A 17,214-nucleotide genomic window follows, 5' to 3' on the forward strand; every position below is an offset into this window, starting at 1 on the left:
GTTTGCATAAACGGCATGCTACACTCAAATTTGAAGACCCTTTTTCACCCACCTTCTTTGCTCGCCGGGATGGCCAGCGCGGGAAAAACGCTTTTTTGGCTGCTTGCGCTGGCACTTGGCGCCACGGCCTGCCGGCCCGACCAGATTGAGCACATCAAGGACACCAAGCGCATTGGCGCGGAAACGGCCAACTGGGAGGTGAAGCGCATCATGCCCAAGGAGCTGCTGAAGTCCGCGCGCTGGGCGGGCGACTCCCTCACGGCCACCGCCGACACGCTGCTGCGCCAGACGATGGCCCGCGAGCTGGCCGCCGGGGGCGTGGCCCAGGCCATGGACTATTGCCGGCCCGAAACCTACCGCGCCGTTGATTCGCTGGCGGGCGTCTTCAAGGCCACGGCCCGCCGGGTGAGCGAGCGGCCGCGCAACGCCGCCCAACAAATGACACTGAGCGCCGACGCCATGCGCACCGATACCACCCGCACCGTGACGCGCGAATCGCAGGAGGTCTTCTTTTACCAGCGGCCCATTGTGCTCAACAATGCGCTGTGCCTGCGCTGCCACGGCGAAGTGGGCAAAGACATTGCACCGGCGGATTACGCCCTTATCAAGAAGCAATTTCCGCAGGACCAAGCCACGGGCTACCGCTTGGGCCAGCCCATGGGCGCCTGGCAGCTCAGCCTGCGCCGCGACGGCGTGGCCGAGTTCTGGACGATGAAAACCCGCAAAAAGTGGAAGGAGCACAAGATGCCCAAGCTGTTCTGAGGCTAGCTTTGCGCAAAACGTTTTCTATGTTCCAACCTTACTCTCTCTACCATACTTTGGTGGCATGTAGCATGACGCTTGGCTTGCTCGGCGCAACTTCTCTGGCCCATGCGCAAACCTCGGATAAGGCGCTGGAAGTGGCCGACTGCGTGAAGGTGATACGGGCCGACAGTGTGCACATGTTTTTTGATGAGAAGTATGCCCTAACGCCGCCTGCCTGCGCGTCCATCCGCCGCGAAAGCCGCATGGACGCCGCTTTGGGTGTTTTTGTAGGCGAAGCGCGAGACTACCGCCAAGCCGATAACGCCCTGCTGAGCAAGATGCATTACTCCCCCGATGGCCTCCGCAATGGCCTTTACGAGCAGTATCACCAAAACCATCAATTAGCGGTGCGCGGTGAATTTGCGCAGGGCAACCCTAGTGGCGCCTGGCAGTTCTGGTACCCCAATGGCCAGGCGCAGCAAACCTTGGAATGGACGGGCCGTGAGCAGCCTCAGCTTCGAATTATGGCTTACTGGAATCCCGAGGGCAAGCAGGAAGTCGTGGATGGCGCGGGTACGTGGCAAGGAACCACGGGCGGGTTCTTGCCAGCTCGCTTTGGTGGGCGCGTGGCCAACGGCTACCAACAAGGCAATTGGGAAGCCCGAAGCCAACGCAATAACGATTTGGTGACGGTAGAAAAGTTTCGTGACGGGCAACTGATGGAGGGCCAGCAATACGTGGGCGGCAATCAGCAAAACGATAAGCCGCTGCTGTACAAGAACAAGCCGTCGCTGGAACCAGCTATTGACGTGTCGTCCGTAGCTGCCGAACCGCTGCATTTAGGCAAAACCTGTGAAGAACAAACACGTTCCTCTTACGAACTGACTGCGGGGGAAAAACTTGTTATAACGGCACCACAACCCCAGCAGGACCCGAGTAGCTATCAGAAAAAGGTACTTCGCCAGTTGAGGGAGTTTAACAACTTGACCCAATCAATGCCTCGAACCGACGGGCAAGCTGTTGTGGTCACGGCTGACATTGATGCCAAAGGCCAAGTACACAATTTTGCATCGTCTGAAAACGTAATAGCGGCGGCGTTTGCATCGTTTGTTCCAAGCTTGGGCGCTTGGCAGCCCGCCACGGCCGTGGGGGTTCCAGTACCAGGTAAGGCCAAGTTTACGCTCGTAATGCACAGCACGCAGATACGATGTCAGTTGCAGACGGCAGTTGCCTACCCTCTGCCGATGGAAGTTCTCAAGAATTTTAAGAAAAGGTAGTTCCGCTTATGCCAGTTCAAAAGCCCATTATCATCATCGGCGCGGGCATGGCGGGCTTGGCCTGCGCCACTTGGCTGCACCGGGCCGGCCGGTCGGTGGTGGTGCTAGATTCGGCCAGCGCCGTAGGCGGCCGCGTACGCACCGACGTCACGCCCGAAGGCTTTCGGCTCGACCGCGGCTTTCAGGTGCTGCAAACTAATTATCCCGAAGCCCGCCGCATTTTCGACTACGGCGCGCTCAACCTCAAGGCCTTTCGCTCCGGGGCCGTCATCCGGTTGGAAAATGGGCAGGAGACGACACTGGTCAACCCGTTGCAGCAGCCTTTGTCGGCGTTCTCGGCCCTGTCCTCGCCCATTGGCTCCCTCACCGATAAGCTGCGCATTGTGAGCTTGGTGCGCCACGTGCTCAAGTACACGCCCGAGGAGCTGCTGGCCCGGCCCGCCACCGACACCCTCACGTTTCTGCGGCGCTACGGCTGGAGCGAGCGCATGATAGACTCGTTCTTCCGGCCGTTTTTCGGCGGTGTGTATCTGGACCGCGACCTGAGCACGGCCAGCAATTTCTTCGAATTCATTTTCCAGCAATTCGTGACCGGCGAAGCCGCCATTCCGGCCCTGGGCATTCAGCAGCTGCCGGAGCAGCTGGCCGCGCGCCTGCCCGAGGGCAGCATTCGCCTGAGCACGCCCGTGGCGGGCATTGTGGACGGCACCCAGGTGCGCCTCGTGTCGGGCCAGGTGCTAGAGGCTTCGGCCGTGGTGTTGGCCACCGACGGGCTGGCTGCGCTGCGCCTCCTGGCCGGCCGCAGCGGCAACCCCGACGACAGCGCCAGCACCCAGGCGGCCAGTTTCCACACCGCCGCCCGCCTCACCACCTGCACCTACTTTGCCACCGAGGGCGGCCACTCGCCCGGCCGCAACGACAAGCTGCTGCGCCTGAACGCCTGCTCCGGCGCCCTGGCGCACAACCTGTCCTTCCCCTCGGACGTGAGCGGGGCCTACGCGCCGGCCGGCCGAGCCCTGGTGTCGGTCAGCACCCACGGCGAGCGCAGCCTCAGCGAAGCCGAGATTGTGACCGGGCTGCGCGAAGAGCTGGCGGCGTGGTATGGGCCCGCGGCCCGGCAGTGGCAGCACTTGCGGAGCTACCGCATTGCGGCCGCCTTGCCCGTGTACCTGGCCGGGCAGCCCGTGCGCCAGCCCTTGAAGCTGGCCGACGGCCTGTACCGCTGTGGGGACTGGGCGGCCTACCCGTCGCTGAATGCCGCGCTGGCCACAGGCCGCGAAGTGGCCGAAGCGCTGCTGGCTTAAACGCTTTTTTGCCGACAAAAACCTTGATAACGGTGTGGAGACGCAACGCGCTGCGTCTCCACACCGTCTCAGCGGCCCACGGAATCAACCCGAACGGCTTCTTGGGCTTCGGCCCAGGTGTAGCGCCGCTGCTTCCACACAATGTGGCTTGGCCACAGCGTGTAAGCCAGCACGGCCAGCGACATGATGCAGAGGTAGAACTCGTAGAGCAGCAGCACGCCCAGGTTTTCGCGGTGGCCGGCCTGCCGGAGTGTTATCAGCAAAAACAGCGTTTGCAAACCGATTTTGAGCAGATACAGGGCCGCCACCCACTGGTCCGTCAGGAACCCTGGCCAAAACAGAACCACGTAGAACGCCCCGTATATCCCAAAAAGGCCCGTGAGGTACCAGGGCAGCGAGGTGGCGCCGTTCATCCACCGCTTGCGCTGCAGCAGCAGGGCGCGCACCGTGGGCTGGGGCATGGACACGCCCAGCGCCTGCGGCTCGCACAGGTTGCGGAAGCCGTAGCCCTTCGCCGTCACGGCCTGAAACAGTTGCAGGTCGTCGCTCACGGTGAAGTCGAAGCTCTCGAAGCCGCCCGTGCTCTCGTAGGCGGCGCGCGTCACCAGCATGTTGTTGCCCACGGCCGAGGCGGGCAGGCCGCGGTCGGCCAGTATCCGAATCAGGTTCAGCCCGAAGAGCCAATCGAGGCCTTGGAGGCGGCCAAAGAGGTTGCCTTCGGCCGTGGTGATGCCCGTGACCACGCCCACTTCGGGCGTGACTGCTCCCACCATGGCCGTCACCCAATCGGGCGAGACGGTCATGTCGGCGTCCGTAAACAGGAAATAGTCGGTGGTAGCGGCGCGGCAGAGGTGGGCCAGGGCGTTGCCCTTGCCGCGGGCCGAGCCGAGCCGGTGCGTCACCGAAAGCAGTCGAAATTGGGGCTTGTCGCGGATAAAATCGGCCACGACGCCCGCCGTGTTATCCGTGGAACCGTCGTCGGCGATGATGATTTCCAGGCGCCCGGCGGGGTAGTTGAGGGCCGCCAGCGAGCGCAGGCACCGGCCAATGTCGGCCTCCTCGTTGCGGGCCGCCACCAGGATGCTCACCCGCGGGCGTGGCACCCGGCCCCGCTGCCGTCGCGACGGCCGGCGCAGCAGCAGGAGCAGACAAGCCAGGCAAATAGAAAAGAAGACCCCAAAGAAAACAGCCGCCAGCACCATGCAAAACCGGAAAAGTGTCTTCCAGAATACGCAAAGGAGGCGGGCGGCTGTTGCCGGGGTAAATGCGGGTTTTACCCCAAAAACCGGTGGAAATACGCAGGGTTAAATACCCAGATTACACTTCGGGGTTGGCTTGGCCCAGCGTGTTGTAGCCCAGCGTGGCCGCGGGCTCTTCCAGCGGCAGGCGGTTGTCGTCGTCGGCATCGTTCACTCGCAGCGTGAGCAGGCCGGCCAGCACCATGGAGGCGCCGCCCAGGGCAATGGTGTGCAAGGTATTGCCTTGGAAGAAATGCATGGTGCAGAAACCCAGGATGGTAGCCGCCACAATCTGCGGAATGACGATGAAGAAGTTGAACACCCCCATGTAGTACCCCATGCGGTTGGCCGGCAGCGAGCCCGCTAGGATGGCATAAGGCATCGACAGGATGCTGGCCCAGGCAATGCCCACCATGGCCATGGACACGATGATGAAGACTGGGTTGGTGATGACTTGGAGCGAAAGCAGGCCCAGGCCGCCAATGAGCAGGCAGAGCATGTGGGTTTTGCGGCGACTGGTCCGCGCGGCAATCATCGGGATGATGAAGGCAAATAGCGCCGCCACGCCGTTGCGCACCGACGACGTCAGGCTCAGCCAGTCGGCGCCGTCGTTGTACTGCTTCTTCACGCGCTCTAGTATGGCTTTTTCTTCTGGCGTCACGTCCCCCTTGCTCGAGTAGTAGTTGGCTAAGTTGACGGTGAGAATCTTGTTGGGGTTGTCGGCTTGGAACTGCTTGATTTCCTTGGTGTCTTGCTGCAAGGCCTTCAGCTCCTTGGCTTCCTTCTCGGTGTTGGAGGGCTGCTGGGCGCGGCTGTCCACAAAGTCGCTGATGCGGGCGAAAAAGGCCGTGTCGACCTTCATGTTGTAGATGTTGCTGGTGACGGCGTTGGTGGCGTAAATCCACATCGAAAACAGCGCGAACCACGTGAAAAACTGCACCAAAGCCAGCTGGCGCATGGCCGTGGGCATCCGGAAAATGCCCATGAAGGATTCCTTGATGCCGTCCCAAATGCCGACCTGCGCGTTTTCGCGGCGGAATTCCTCCATGTCTTCGGGCGGCGTTTCCGAACTGGTGAACACCGTGTACATCACGGCCAGCAAGAAGGCCGCGGCCCCGAGGTAAAACGACCATTTCACCGAAGGCGGGATTTCGCCGCTCGGGGCCGTGTTGCTGAAGTGAAACCAGTTGGTGAACATCCAGGGCAGCAGCGCCGCAATCACGGAGCCCACCCCGATGAAGAAGCTCTGCATGGCAAAGCCGGCCGTGCGCTGCTCGCTGGGCAGCTTGTCGCCCACAAACGCCCGAAACGGCTCCATGCTGATGTTGATGCTGGCGTCGAGAATCCAGAGCATGCTGCCCGCCATCCACAGGGCCGAGGAGTTGGGCATGACCAGCAGGGCCAGCGTGGCCAGGATGGCCCCCACCAGAAAGAACGGGCGCCGCCGGCCCCAGTACGGGTGCCACGTGCGGTCGGAGAAATAGCCAATGATGGGCTGCACCACCAAGCCCGTCAGCGGCGCCGCAATCCACAGAATGGGAATGTCGTCCTTGTTGGCCCCCAGCGTTTCAAATATGCGGCTGATGTTGTTGTTCTGCAGCTCGAAGCCGAACTGAATGCCCATGAAGCCGAAGCTCATGTTCCAGATTTGCCAGAAGCTCAGGCGCGGCTTGGCGCGCGTGCTGGCGGAGGGTGCGGCGGTGGGAGCAGCCATGGGGAAAGCGGGAAAAGGGTGAAGGCTGCTTCCCCTCGAAAGTATCCAGGGGAGGCAGCCTTCAAATCTACTGATTCGCTGTGATTTTGGCCGCTTTAGCGCGGCTTTATCTCGAAAACGTGGGCCGAGAGCGGCGCCAGCGTCAGGTTGAGGGTGTTGAGGGCCGCGCCGCCGTTCAGCAAGTCGGTGTAGGTGTAGAACTTTTTGTCGCTCAAGCCCATGGCTTTCAACGCGTCGGCCGGAATGTTGATGACGGGGCGGTAGGTTTTGTCGGCCGAGAAGTTGACCACCACCAGCAGCTGCTGGGTGGGGGTGTGGCGCAGGTAGGCGTAGAGGTGGCGCTGGTTGTACTCCTTGCCCAGGTTGTTGGCGTCCTGCAGCTCGTAGAAGCGGCCCTTGCGGATGGCCTCGCTCTTGCTGGTCAGGTTGAGCAGGCGGCTGTAGAAGTCGCGCAGGTCCTTCTGCTCGGGGCTGAGCTTGGCGCCGTCAAACTTGCCCTGGTTCATCCATTTCTGGTGTTCGGGCACGCCCCAGTAGTCGAAGATGGTGGTGCGGCCGTCTTCGCTGCTGAAGCCCTCGGCGCCGCGGGCGGGCTCGCCCACCTCCTGCCCAAAGTAGAGCATCACGGGCCCGCTGGCCAGGGTGGCCGTCACGGTCATGGCCGGAATGGCGCGGCGCGGGTCGGTAGCAAAGTCTTTGGAGGCAATGCGTTGCTCGTCGTGGTTTTCCAGAAAGCGCAGCATCTTGGAAGAAAATCCATTGCTCTCCTCTTTCCAGATTTTGGTGATGTCTTCGGTGGTGCCTTCCTGGCGCATCAGTTTGCGCAGGTTATCGTAGAGGCCCACCTTATCGTACAGGTAATCGAATTTGCCCTTGGTCAGGTAGGCGTTGTACTCCTTGGGGTTGTAAGCTTCGGCGATGAACACTATGCCGGGCTTCACCTTCTTCACCTCGGGAATGACGTAAGCCCAGAACTCAAACGGCACCATTTCGGCCATGTCGCAGCGGAAGCCGTCCACGTTTTTGCCGGCCCAAAACACGAGGATGTCGCGCATTTTCTTCCAGGTGTCAGGCACCGGGGCGAAGTAAGTTTTGCGGCCGTTCTGGTAGTCCACGCCGTAGTTCAGCTTCACGGTCTCGAACCAGTCGTTGATGCTGGGCGCTTCCGAAAACACGTCGTTGCCGGTGGCTTTGGCAGGCGTTTCCAGGTACTTGCCGTCCTCGCGCGCGCCTTTCAGCGGGCCCAGCGGGTTGTAGCCGGCGGGCACCACAAAGCTTTTGCCGGGCAAGTAGTAGAAGTTGTTGTTGGGCGCGAAGGACTTTGTCTGGTCGTCCATGGCGCCCAGGTCCACCACGCCCGCGGGCTTGGCGTCCGATTTGTAGGAGCGGGCCACGTGGTTCGGGATGAAGTCCATGAGCACCTTCAAGCCCTTGTCGTGGGTGCGTTTGATGAGGGCCTCGTACTCGGGCATGCGGTTTTTCACCACCACGGCCAGGTCGGGAGCCACGTCGTAGTAGTCCTTGATGGCGTAGGGCGAGCCCGCGCGGCCCTTCACCACGTCGGCGTCGTCGGCCGGAATGCCGGCGGCGGTGTAGTCCGTCATGGTGGCGTGCTCAATCACGCCGGTGTACCACACGTGGCTCACGCCCAGCTTCTTGATTTCGTCGAGGGCCTTGTCGGTGATGTCGTTGAATTTGCCGCAGCCGTTTTCGGTGATGGTGCCGTAGGGCTTGTTCAGGGCCACTTTGTTGCCAAACAGCCGCGTCATCAGCTGGTAGATGACGAGCTTGTTGTCTTGCGGCGCTTCCGCGGTGGTGTTGGGGTCGGTGGTGGTTTGGGCCACGGCAGATGGAGCAGGCAAAAGGATGGAGGCTAAGGCGAAAGTGCCAGCAGCAATGAGTAGGGGTTTTCTCATAAGGGGCGTAAGATAACGCTCTGATTAGTGGTTAACGATTAGCGGTTAATGATTAATGATTATCCGTCATCTGGTTCATTGAAAATTACTCATTGTTCCCAGTCATTCATTAACCACTAACCGTTAACCACTACCCATCACCATTCCTGCGTGGTGGGGTGCAGCATCAGCTCGTCGACCACCACGTGGGGCGGTGCTTCGAGCACGTAGCGCACGGCCTGGGCGATGTCGGAAGGGCGGAGGTGCGTCTTTTCGGCCTCGGCGCTGCCCGGTTTGGTGTCGTTGAAATAGGTATCGACCAAGCCGGGATAAATGGTGCTCACCTTGATGCCGTGGGGCCGCACTTCCTTGCGCAGGCTGCCCAGCATGGCGTCCTGGGCAAATTTGCTGGCTCCGTAGGCCGTGCCGTGGACGAAGGTGCGCCTGGCGACGTCGGAGCTGATGCCCACGATGTGGCCTTTGCGGCGCGCTTTGAGATGCGGAACCACGGCCTTGCACATCAGGAAGGTGCCCTTCACGTTGGTGTCGAATATCCGGTCCCACTCCGAGCTCGTGAAGTTCTCCAGCTCGTTGAACGAGCCCACGCCGGCGTTGCACACCAAAATGTCGAGCCGGCCGTAGTGCAGCAGCGTGTTTTCCACCACCTGCAGCGCGTCCGATTCCATGGTCACGTCGGCTACCAGTCCCAGGCCCTGGGTTTTGTGGGTCAGCTCGGCCAGCTCTTCTTCGCTGCGGGCCACGGCCACCACTTTGGCGCCTTGCAGGGCCAGCAGGAGTGCCACCGCCCGGCCAATGCCGCGGCTGGCGCCGGTTACGATGGCCACTTGGTCGGTGAGGTCGGTCATGTGCTTTCGGGGTTTCTCGCTGAGGTCCGCAGAGGTTTACGCAGAGGTGCGCTGAGACTCTTCCAGGCCGTTGACGATGCGCAGGATGCCTTCTTTAACGTGTACTACGTTGAAGTTGATGAGCAAACCGAGTTTGCAGTGCGACAGCTTCAAGTAAGTGAGTAACTGTTTTTTGTGAACATCCAATATGGAATCCACCGATTTTAGCTCGACAATTACCTTTCCATTCACCAACATGTCGATGCGGTAGCCGATGTCAAGCTGCTGTCCTGCATACACCATGGGCAAGCCTACTTGTGTACGCACCTCAAAGCCAGCGGTTCGCAGTTCGTAAAGCATGGCCGCCTCATATGAAGACTCCAGCAGCCCAGGCCCCAAGGCAGTGTGTACCGCAAAAGCCGCTTTACGAACATTAAACGAAATGTCATTCTCGTGCATAATCTCAGCGGACCTCAGCGTAAACCTCTGCGGACCTCAGCGAGAAATATACATGAAATTACTTCCGCAATTCCACCACCCAAGCCGTCTGAGCCGGCACTCGCAGCACCTTCAAGTCCGCAAGCGCAGCCCCGCTCATCACCTCAACCCCTGATGAAAACCCCGCCGTGCGCTCCGCAAACCGGTTGCCATCCACCTGCTTTTCGGTCTTGGTGTTGTTGGCAATAATCATCACGCACTCGCCGGCGTCGTTGTAGCGGAAGTACGTGTACACGCCGTCCTGCGGAATAAACTGCATCAGCTTGCCCATGCTCAGCACCGGGTGCGCCTTGCGGTAGTTGGCCAGCTTGCTCACGTAGTCGAATGTTTCGCCCGCCTGGCCCGGCCGCGACGTGAAGTAGTTCGCCTTATCACCGGCCCAGCCGCCGGGGAAGTCCGCGCGTACCAGCCCGTCGGGGTTCGAGAAGTTCTTCATCAGCACCTCGGCCCCGTAGTAAATCTGGGGAATGCCGCGCAGGGTGAGCAGCCAGGTCATGGCCATTTTGTACTTGTTGAAATCTTCGCCAATCACCGAGTAGAAGCGGCTCATGTCGTGGTTATCAAGGAAAAGTACGTTGCGCGACGCGTCGGTGTACATCCAGTCCGACTGCAGCGAGCGGTATAGGTTGGCCAAGTCGCCGTTGTCGCCTTTCAGCGCGTCGCCGATGGCCGCCGTGGTGATGAAGTCCAGCACCGCCGGCAAATTCGACTTGAAGCCATTGACGGGCGGCAGGATGTTTTGGGCAAAAAACGCCTGCTCGGCCGACGTGTATTCCCAGGCCTCGCCAAACATGGCCAGCTTGGGGAATTCCCCGGCCAGTGCTTTGCCGAAGGCCATGAGGAAGTTCGGCTCCGAATACGGGTAGGTGTCGATGCGGAAGGCGTCGATGCCCGTCGACTCCACGCACCAGATAAAGTTCTGAATCAGATAGGTAGCTACCGCGGGGTTGCTTTGGTTCACGTCGGGCATGGTCGTGTCGAACCAGCCGTCGTTGAACAGCGTGTAGTCGCGCTTAGAGCCGTACGGGTCGTTCAGGGCGTAGGCGTTGTAGTTGCTGCGCGTGAAGGCAGGGAACTGATGAAACCAGTTGGCCGCCGGCTTGTCGAGGAACAAATAATGGAAGCTGCCCCAGTGGTTCAGCACGATGTCCTGCACCACTTTCAGGCCCTGGCCGTGAGCGGCTTGCACAAACTGCACGTACTCGGCGTTGGTGCCGTAGCGCGGGTCGATGCGGTAGCCATCCGTGACGGCGTAGCCGTGGTAGCTGGCCTTGGGCATGTTGTTCTCGACCAGTGGCGTGGGCCAAATAGCCGTGACGCCCAGCTGCTTGAGATGCCCAAAATGGTTCTGGATGCCGCGCAGGTCGCCACCGTGGCGGGCGTACATCGAGTCACGAGCAATGTGGTTGACGCGCGTGCCCTTCACCACGTCGTTTTTGGGGTCGCCGTTCGAGAAACGGTCGGGCATTAGCAGGTAAATGAAATCGGCCTGGGTGAGGCCCTGCGTGCGGCTGGCGTCGGTGCTGCGGGCCCGCAGCTCGTACTCATATTTCACCTTTTTGGCGCCCTGGAACTGCAAGGGCAGCTTGCCTGGCTTGGCCGAGGGGGAAACGGTGAGGTTGACGAGCAAGTAGTTGGGGTTCTCCACTTTCTCTACCCCATCTACGGTCACGCCCGCGTAATTCAGCGTTACCGTGCTGCTGCCAATGCCCGCGCCGTGCACCAGCAGCTGCAGCTTGGGGTTCTTCATGCCCACCCACCAAAACGTGGGGTCAACGCGGTCGATGGCGGCGGCCTTTGCATCGGCGCTGCGGGGTGTGGCTACGGCCGGAATGTAAACGGCGGCCGAAAGCCACAGCGCCACGAGCGGCAAGAAATGAGACAGTTTCATGGGCAAGCAGGAAGAATGAGGGTGGGTCTGGAGCGCAAAGTAACAGGCCAGCCGTGCCCAGTGCAATCGGTTGCTCAAACGTCGCAAAAAAGCCCGCCACCGGAACCGGCAGCGGGGCTTCATTAATTAAGCAACGCTCAAATAGCGGCACCGAGCAACTGTTCCCGTGCCGCCAGCGGCTATTGCAGTTTGGCGAGCCAGAGCGAGGCGTTGAGGTGCAGGCGCGGGTGGCTCACGTTCTCGCCCCAGCCGTCGTACACGGTGTTGCCGGGCGAGCCGGTGCCGTCGTCGGCCGGCGAAGAGTCCCCGACAATCACCACCCGGCCCGCGCCGTAGGTGCAGCTGGCCGCCATGGCCAGGCTGTTGCCCTGCGTGGCTGTGCTGCGCCAAATGAGGCCCTGCACTGAGCTGTTGGCGGTGGGATTGAGCGTCATGGTCGCGCCGTTGTGGAACGAGAGCTGCGACACGGCGCCCTGCGAGCCGTTGAGGATGGGGTTGGCGCCGGCGCGCACGTTGCTGCTGTTCTCCACGATGTTGTCCAGGTTCACCTTGAAGCCGAAGGGGTTGGCCTGCACCGAGTTGTTGGCCATCAAGTCGTTCCAGATGTCGGGCGAGTCGTAGCCGTCGTTGTTGCGGTCCGAGACGTCGTGGTCAGAAATCATGAACAGGCCGCCGCCGTTCTTCACGAAGTTTACAATGGCCGTTTTCTCGCTGGCCGTGAATATGATGTTGGGCTCATCCACCACAAACACGCTGTAGTTGGCCAGGTCCTGCGGGTTGGCGGTGTTGCCGTAGCTAATGGCGCCGCCCGCGGGCAGCTGCTCCACGGTGTGGCCTTGCTTGGCCAGGGCCACCCCCCAGGCCGAGATGGCGCCCGTCCAGTAGGTTTCGGGGCTGCTGCTTGTGATGCCGCTTTGGGCGGGCGAGGGGTAGCGCGAGGCCACGCCGCTGTTCACGTCCAGCACCCAGTCGGCGTTGCCGGCCAGTTCGCCGTGCGAGCCGTCGAACAAGAATTTCTTGGCCGTGCCGGTGGGCGGCGGGGGAGTGGTGCCACCGCCGTATTGCTGCACGTCGAAGTTGTCGAGGTTGAGGCGGTTGGTGCCGCCCGACACCTTGCGCACCTGAAAGCGCAGGCTGCCGCTCTGGTTCACGGTGAAGGTGGCGGTGGCCAGCGCGGTGCTGCTAGTGGTGACGGTGCTGCCCACTTTGGCGTAGGTCGCGCCGCTGTCGGCCGATTTCCATAGCTCCCAGGTGCTGGCGCCGTCGGTGCCGTACACGGCGTGGCTCACGGTCACGGTGCTGGCGCCGGTAGTGGTGTTAAAGTTCATGCCCACCACGCCCAGGTTGCGCACCCGTACCGACTGCGTGCCGGTTTTGGGGTCGGCGGTGGTGTTGCCCAGCAACGCGTCGTTCAGCGTCCAGGAGCCCGAACCTAGCGTCACGCTGCCGGTGGTGTAGGCCGTTTTGGTGCCCGTGTCAAAGCCTTCGGGAAAGCCGGTGGCCGAGGCGCTTTGGGTAGTTGGCGCCACGGCCGGAGCCGGACTAATCGAGGTGAGCTCAGACTTGGAGCAACTGCCCAATAGGACTGCGCCAAGCAGCGGCGCTATCAGGCAGCGGGCGGAAAATGTCATGCGCATGAGGTACGAGAAAGGGGTTGGAAATGAGGAAACAACGCGCCAAAGCTAGCCCCTGCCCAAAGGGTTGTTGGTATTGGAGAAGTTATAAGATTGTGTCTTCTGATGCAGGAGATGTCAAACCACATGGTCAGCCATTATATATGAATTGCATTTATTAAATAATAAATGGTGATTGCCAACTCCTGATAACCTGCTGCCGTTAGCCTCTACGGATTGGCTTTGTCTGCCGCACGCAAGGCGGCGAATGCCAATTCCCCCATTCTCCCTTTACACCCCCTCTCATGACTGAAAACACTAAACTCGCCGATACCCTGAACGAACTGGCCCTCTTCGTAAACGACCGAATCGAAGGCTACAAAACCGCGGCCAAGGAAACCAAAGACTCCGAAAACCAAGCCTACTACCTGCAGCTGGTGCAGCAGAGCGAACAGTTTGTGCAGGAAATAAACGGTTTTGCCAAAGCCGCCGGCGGCACCGCCGAGGACAGCACCACCCTCAAAGGTAAATTCTACCGCGGCTTCATGGACGCCAAAGCCGCCGTGACGGGCCGCAATGAAAAGAGCATCCTCGATTCCAACATCTACGGCGAAGAATGGGCCATCAAGGCCTACACCGAGGCCCTGGCCGACGACAACCTCACCGGCCCTGCGCGCCAGGCTGTGGAGCGGCAGCACCAGGCCTCGCAGCAAACCCTGCGCAAGCTGCAGCAGCTAAAAAGCATTGCGAGCGTGGGCTAAGGGCCGACCATTGGTCGGCGTGTCTTCGCTTCAGCCCGGAACTGCAGCGCGGCTCTGGGCAATGCCGGAGCCAGTGTCTGTTCCGGTCCGTTAATGTTGAAATTGCTGTAGGAAAACACTTCTTAAGCCGCGCTGCGGCGCGCCCGCCCGTCAAGCTTAATATTAGGCTTCCGCTTTATTTGTCGAATCGTTTGCACATTGCGGCTTCGTCGAGTCACCGCTTGGCTGATAGCATTTCATTTCTCAACCCGCATTTCTCTTACCTACCGGCTCCGGCCGGTCCCTTACATTTCTATGGCTTTTACGTTCAACCCCTACGCGCCCGCGGCTAAATACAAGACCGCGGCCGCGTATTTCTCGATGGAATTCGCCATCGACCAACCCTTGAAAACCTATTCTGGCGGCCTGGGCTTTTTGGCGGGCTCGCACATGCGCTCCGCTTTTGAGCTCAAGCAAAACCTGGTGGGCATCAGCGTCCTCTGGAGCTTTGGCTACTACGACCAGGGCCGCAACCCCGACCAAACCATGCGGGCCGACTTCCGCCGGAAATACTACTCCTTCCTGGAAGACACGGGCCTGGTGTTCCCCATCACCATTCACGGGGCCGACGTGCACGTGAAAGTGCTGTACCTGGCGCCGGAGGTGTTCGGCACGGTGCCCATGTTCTTCCTCACCACCGACATTGAGGAGAACGACTACATCTCGCGCACCATCTCGCACCACCTCTACGACCCGGACGCGGCGGCCCGCGTGGCCCAGAGCATCCTGCTGGGCGTGGGCGGCGGGCGGCTGCTCGACCTGTTGGGGCGCAAAACCGACGTGTACCACCTCAACGAGGGCCACGGCCTGCCCTTGGCGTTCTACCTCTACGAAAAGCACGGCCGCGACCTGGCCGAGGTGCAAAAGCGCCTGGTGTTCACCACGCACACCCCCGAGCTGGCCGGCAACGAAGAGCGCCCCATGAAGCTGCTCACCGACATGACCTTCTTCGGCACCATGCCGGAAGAGGACGTGCGCCGCGTGGCCCGCATCGAAAACGACGCCCTCAACTACACGCTCACCGCCCTGCGGTTTGCGCGCAAGGCCAACGCCGTGAGCAAGGTGCACGGCACCGTGGCCAACGAAATGTGGAGCCATTACGAGGGCACTTGCCCCATCATTCCCATCACCAACAGCCAGAACGGCCTGTACTGGCGCGACCAGCAGCTGGCCGCCGCCCTCAAAAGCAAGGACGACACCGCCCTGCTGGCCCGCAAGCGCGAACTGAAAAAGGAGCTGTTTAAGATAGTGGCCGACCAAACCGGCAACCTCTTCGACCCCGACGTGCTGACCATCGTGTGGGCTCGTCGCTTCGCGGGCTACAAGCGCGCCGACTTGATACTGCGTCACTTCGAGCGTTTTGTGGCGCTGGCCGCCAACGCCAGCCGGCCCATTCAGGTGATTTGGGCCGGCAAGCCCTACCCGTTGGACCAAAGCGCCATCGACCTGTTCAATAAAATCATCACCAGCACCGCGCATTTGAAAAACTGTGCCGTGCTCACCGGCTACGAGCTGGGGCTGTCGGCTGCCCTCAAAAAAGGCTCCGACATTTGGCTGAATACGCCCCGCTTCCCGCGCGAAGCCAGCGGCACGAGCGGCATGACCGCCGCCATGAACGCCAGCGTCAATCTGAGCATCGCCGATGGTTGGATTCCGGAATTCATCCGCGACGGTGAAAACGGCTTTGTCATCACGCACTCCGACGAAAGCCTGCCCGAAAACGTGAAGGACGACCAAGAGGCCACCGCCCTGCTCGATGTGCTCGAAAACAAGGTGCTGCCGCTCTACTACGAGCAGCCCAAGAACTTCCTGAAAGTGGTGAAAACCGCCATGAAGGACGTGGAGCCCGCCTTCGAGTCGGGCCGCATGGCGCGGGAGTACTACGAGCTGTTGTATAAAGTCTGACCACAGATTGAACGGATTTTAACGGATTGAACGGATTTTTTGTGGTTCCGTAAGAAAAGCCTCAACGCGGTTATTGCCGGGTTGGGGCTTTTTGCTGCGAGTATCCTGGTAATTCGCTCCTCGGCCAGCAACCACAAAAAATCCGTTCAATCCGTTAAAATCCGTTCAATCTGTGGTCTTATGTGTGGTCGCTATACCTTCATCGCTCCGGCCCCCACGGCTGAACAGCGCTTCGACGCCAAGTTCACCGAGCCGGCGCCAACCACCTACAACGCCGCGCCTTCGCAGCGGCTGCCCATCATCACCAACGCCGCGCCGGGCCAGATTCAACTGCTGAAATGGGGCCTCGTGCCCAGTTGGAGCAAGGACCCTGCCGCCGGCCCCAAGCCCATCAACGCGCGGGCCGAAACGCTGGCCGAGAAGCCCTCGTTTCGGCAGCTGCTGAACCGGCGGCGCTGCCTGGTGCTGGCCGATAGTTTCTTCGAATGGCAGGCCACGCCAGCGGGCAAGGTGCCGCACCGCATTTTGCTGCGCGACGAGCAGCCCTTCGCCTTTGCTGGCCTCTGGGACGAATGGCTCGACCGCGGCACTGGCGAGCTGCACCCCACGTTCACCATCATCACCACCGAGCCCAATGCGCTGATGGCCAGTATCCACAACCGGATGCCCGTCATCCTGCCCAGCCGCGCCGCCGAAAAAGCCTGGCTCGACGACGGCCTGGGCCTGGCCGAGCACCAGCAACTGCTCATGCCTTACGATGCCGCCGCCATGCAGGAATACGTCATCAGCAAGCGCGTGAATTCACCCGCCAACAACGACGTCGAGGTGCTGGCCGCCGCTTAATGAAGAATGAGGAATGGTCATTGCACGCCGCAGGCCGTGGCAATCCGTCCTGTTCTCAGCGACTAGCCTGGTAACGCGACAAACTCAATTGGAAAGCCCCACCGGGTACGACTCCATCGCTGTGCAGTGTCGGGGCCGTTCCGGTGGGGCTTTTCGCATCTTTAAAATGCCTGGTTTTGACGGGACGGATTGCCGCGCTGCGCTCGCAATGACAGAACTGCCTTTCCCATCAATCGCAGCGCCTACATTTGCTCGCATGAACTGGCGTAATCCTTGGCTCCTGCTCCTCTTGATTTTTGTGCTGGCTTCGGCGGTGCAGCTCGACTTACCAGAATGGAGCTTGGCCGCCGTGGCGTTTGCCGTTGGGTTGGTTTTGGCGCCTTCGGCGCGGGCGGCTTTCGGGGCCGGTTTCGGCGGGGCCGCGCTGAGCTGGGTAGTGCCGGCCGCCTGGCAGTCGTACCAAAACAACGGGCTGCTGGCCCACCGGATGGCCGAACTGTTGCCGCTGGGCGGCTCGCCCGTGGCGTTGGTGCTGGTTGCCGGCCTCATTGCCGGTTTAGTCGGCGGCCTGGCCGCCCTGGCGGGCACGTGGCTGCGAGCGGCTTTGCAGCCCGCAGCGGTGCGCAGCTAGGGGCTTTAAAGCTGGC

The 17,214-nt window shown here is 61.0% G+C and carries 14 protein-coding genes; 7 read left to right on the plus strand and 7 right to left on the minus strand.

Features of this window, described 5'->3' with window-relative positions; translation table 11 throughout:
• Positions 1 to 57 precede the first annotated feature (57 nt).
• The 3 genes from VF629_RS01770 to VF629_RS01780 all read left to right on the plus strand — a co-directional run bounded on the left by VF629_RS01770 (position 58) and on the right by VF629_RS01780 (position 3,325).
• Complete coding sequence (locus VF629_RS01770; protein WP_331056724.1) at positions 58 to 762, plus strand: c-type heme family protein; 705 nt, start codon at positions 58 to 60, stop codon at positions 760 to 762.
• 71 nt (positions 763 to 833) lie between these two features.
• Entirely contained in the window at positions 834 to 2,021 is a 1,188-nt protein-coding gene (locus VF629_RS01775) for a hypothetical protein (RefSeq protein WP_331056725.1), read from the plus strand.
• An 8-nt stretch (positions 2,022 to 2,029) separates the two neighbouring features.
• Complete coding sequence (locus tag VF629_RS01780; RefSeq protein ID WP_331056726.1) at positions 2,030 to 3,325, plus strand: NAD(P)/FAD-dependent oxidoreductase; 1,296 nt, start codon at positions 2,030 to 2,032, stop codon at positions 3,323 to 3,325.
• A 68-nt stretch (positions 3,326 to 3,393) separates the two neighbouring features.
• Here VF629_RS01780 and VF629_RS01785 read toward each other — a convergent pair whose 3' ends face one another.
• The 7 genes from VF629_RS01785 to VF629_RS01815 form a co-directional block, all read right to left on the minus strand.
• Positions 3,394 to 4,527 (minus strand): glycosyltransferase, encoded by a 1,134-nt coding sequence (locus VF629_RS01785; protein WP_331056727.1) that lies wholly within the window; start codon positions 4,525 to 4,527, stop codon positions 3,394 to 3,396.
• Positions 4,528 to 4,642: 115 nt separating this feature from the next.
• Positions 4,643 to 6,277: an MFS transporter gene (locus VF629_RS01790; protein ID WP_331056728.1), complete on the minus strand. Its 1,635-nt coding sequence runs from the start codon at positions 6,275 to 6,277 to the stop codon at positions 4,643 to 4,645.
• 95 nt (positions 6,278 to 6,372) lie between these two features.
• Positions 6,373 to 8,193, minus strand: coding sequence for an alpha-amylase family glycosyl hydrolase (locus VF629_RS01795; protein ID WP_414653838.1), 1,821 nt, complete (start codon positions 8,191 to 8,193; stop codon positions 6,373 to 6,375).
• 137 nt (positions 8,194 to 8,330) lie between these two features.
• Entirely contained in the window at positions 8,331 to 9,038 is a 708-nt protein-coding gene (locus tag VF629_RS01800; RefSeq protein WP_331056729.1) for an SDR family oxidoreductase, read from the minus strand.
• A 36-nt stretch (positions 9,039 to 9,074) separates the two neighbouring features.
• Entirely contained in the window at positions 9,075 to 9,476 is a 402-nt protein-coding gene (locus VF629_RS01805; protein ID WP_331056730.1) for a GxxExxY protein, read from the minus strand.
• A 58-nt stretch (positions 9,477 to 9,534) separates the two neighbouring features.
• Positions 9,535 to 11,406 carry an alpha-amylase family glycosyl hydrolase gene (locus VF629_RS01810; RefSeq protein ID WP_331056731.1) on the minus strand — a complete coding sequence of 624 codons (1,872 nt, stop codon included), beginning with the start codon at positions 11,404 to 11,406 and terminating at the stop codon, positions 9,535 to 9,537.
• Positions 11,407 to 11,585: 179 nt separating this feature from the next.
• Positions 11,586 to 13,037, minus strand: coding sequence for a hydrolase (locus tag VF629_RS01815; protein ID WP_331056732.1), 1,452 nt, complete (start codon positions 13,035 to 13,037; stop codon positions 11,586 to 11,588).
• A 287-nt stretch (positions 13,038 to 13,324) separates the two neighbouring features.
• Here VF629_RS01815 and VF629_RS01820 point away from each other — a divergent pair, with 287 nt between their 5' ends.
• From VF629_RS01820 to VF629_RS01835, 4 genes are all read left to right on the plus strand, one after another.
• Entirely contained in the window at positions 13,325 to 13,780 is a 456-nt protein-coding gene (locus VF629_RS01820) for a PA2169 family four-helix-bundle protein (protein ID WP_331056733.1), read from the plus strand.
• Positions 13,781 to 14,074: 294 nt separating this feature from the next.
• Positions 14,075 to 15,724: an alpha-glucan family phosphorylase gene (gene glgP / locus VF629_RS01825; RefSeq protein ID WP_331056734.1), complete on the plus strand. Its 1,650-nt coding sequence runs from the start codon at positions 14,075 to 14,077 to the stop codon at positions 15,722 to 15,724.
• 180 nt (positions 15,725 to 15,904) lie between these two features.
• Entirely contained in the window at positions 15,905 to 16,567 is a 663-nt protein-coding gene (locus VF629_RS01830; protein ID WP_331056735.1) for an SOS response-associated peptidase, read from the plus strand.
• A gap of 256 nt (positions 16,568 to 16,823) precedes the next feature.
• Positions 16,824 to 17,198: a hypothetical protein gene (locus tag VF629_RS01835; RefSeq protein WP_331056736.1), complete on the plus strand. Its 375-nt coding sequence runs from the start codon at positions 16,824 to 16,826 to the stop codon at positions 17,196 to 17,198.
• Positions 17,199 to 17,214: the final 16 nt, after the last annotated feature.

Source organism: Hymenobacter sp., from assembly GCF_036388155.1.
GTDB lineage: Bacteria > Bacteroidota > Bacteroidia > Cytophagales > Hymenobacteraceae > Hymenobacter.

What these genes read in the sequence shown, in the direction of transcription:
- VF629_RS01775 (WP_331056725.1), top strand. Translation starts at nt 834, where the DNA reads ATGACGCTTGGCTTGCTCGGCGCAACTTCTCTGGCCCATGCGCAAACC.
- VF629_RS01780 (WP_331056726.1), top strand. Translation starts at nt 2,030, where the DNA reads ATGCCAGTTCAAAAGCCCATTATCATCATCGGCGCGGGCATGGCGGGC.
- VF629_RS01785 (WP_331056727.1), bottom strand. Translation starts at nt 4,527, where the DNA reads ATGGTGCTGGCGGCTGTTTTCTTTGGGGTCTTCTTTTCTATTTGCCTG.
- VF629_RS01790 (WP_331056728.1), bottom strand. Translation starts at nt 6,277, where the DNA reads ATGGCTGCTCCCACCGCCGCACCCTCCGCCAGCACGCGCGCCAAGCCG.
- VF629_RS01795 (WP_414653838.1), bottom strand. Translation starts at nt 8,193, where the DNA reads ATGAGAAAACCCCTACTCATTGCTGCTGGCACTTTCGCCTTAGCCTCC.
- VF629_RS01800 (WP_331056729.1), bottom strand. Translation starts at nt 9,038, where the DNA reads ATGACCGACCTCACCGACCAAGTGGCCATCGTAACCGGCGCCAGCCGC.
- VF629_RS01805 (WP_331056730.1), bottom strand. Translation starts at nt 9,476, where the DNA reads ATGCACGAGAATGACATTTCGTTTAATGTTCGTAAAGCGGCTTTTGCG.
- VF629_RS01810 (WP_331056731.1), bottom strand. Translation starts at nt 11,406, where the DNA reads ATGAAACTGTCTCATTTCTTGCCGCTCGTGGCGCTGTGGCTTTCGGCC.
- VF629_RS01815 (WP_331056732.1), bottom strand. Translation starts at nt 13,037, where the DNA reads ATGACATTTTCCGCCCGCTGCCTGATAGCGCCGCTGCTTGGCGCAGTC.
- VF629_RS01820 (WP_331056733.1), top strand. Translation starts at nt 13,325, where the DNA reads ATGACTGAAAACACTAAACTCGCCGATACCCTGAACGAACTGGCCCTC.
- glgP (WP_331056734.1), top strand. Translation starts at nt 14,075, where the DNA reads ATGGCTTTTACGTTCAACCCCTACGCGCCCGCGGCTAAATACAAGACC.
- VF629_RS01830 (WP_331056735.1), top strand. Translation starts at nt 15,905, where the DNA reads ATGTGTGGTCGCTATACCTTCATCGCTCCGGCCCCCACGGCTGAACAG.
- VF629_RS01835 (WP_331056736.1), top strand. Translation starts at nt 16,824, where the DNA reads ATGAACTGGCGTAATCCTTGGCTCCTGCTCCTCTTGATTTTTGTGCTG.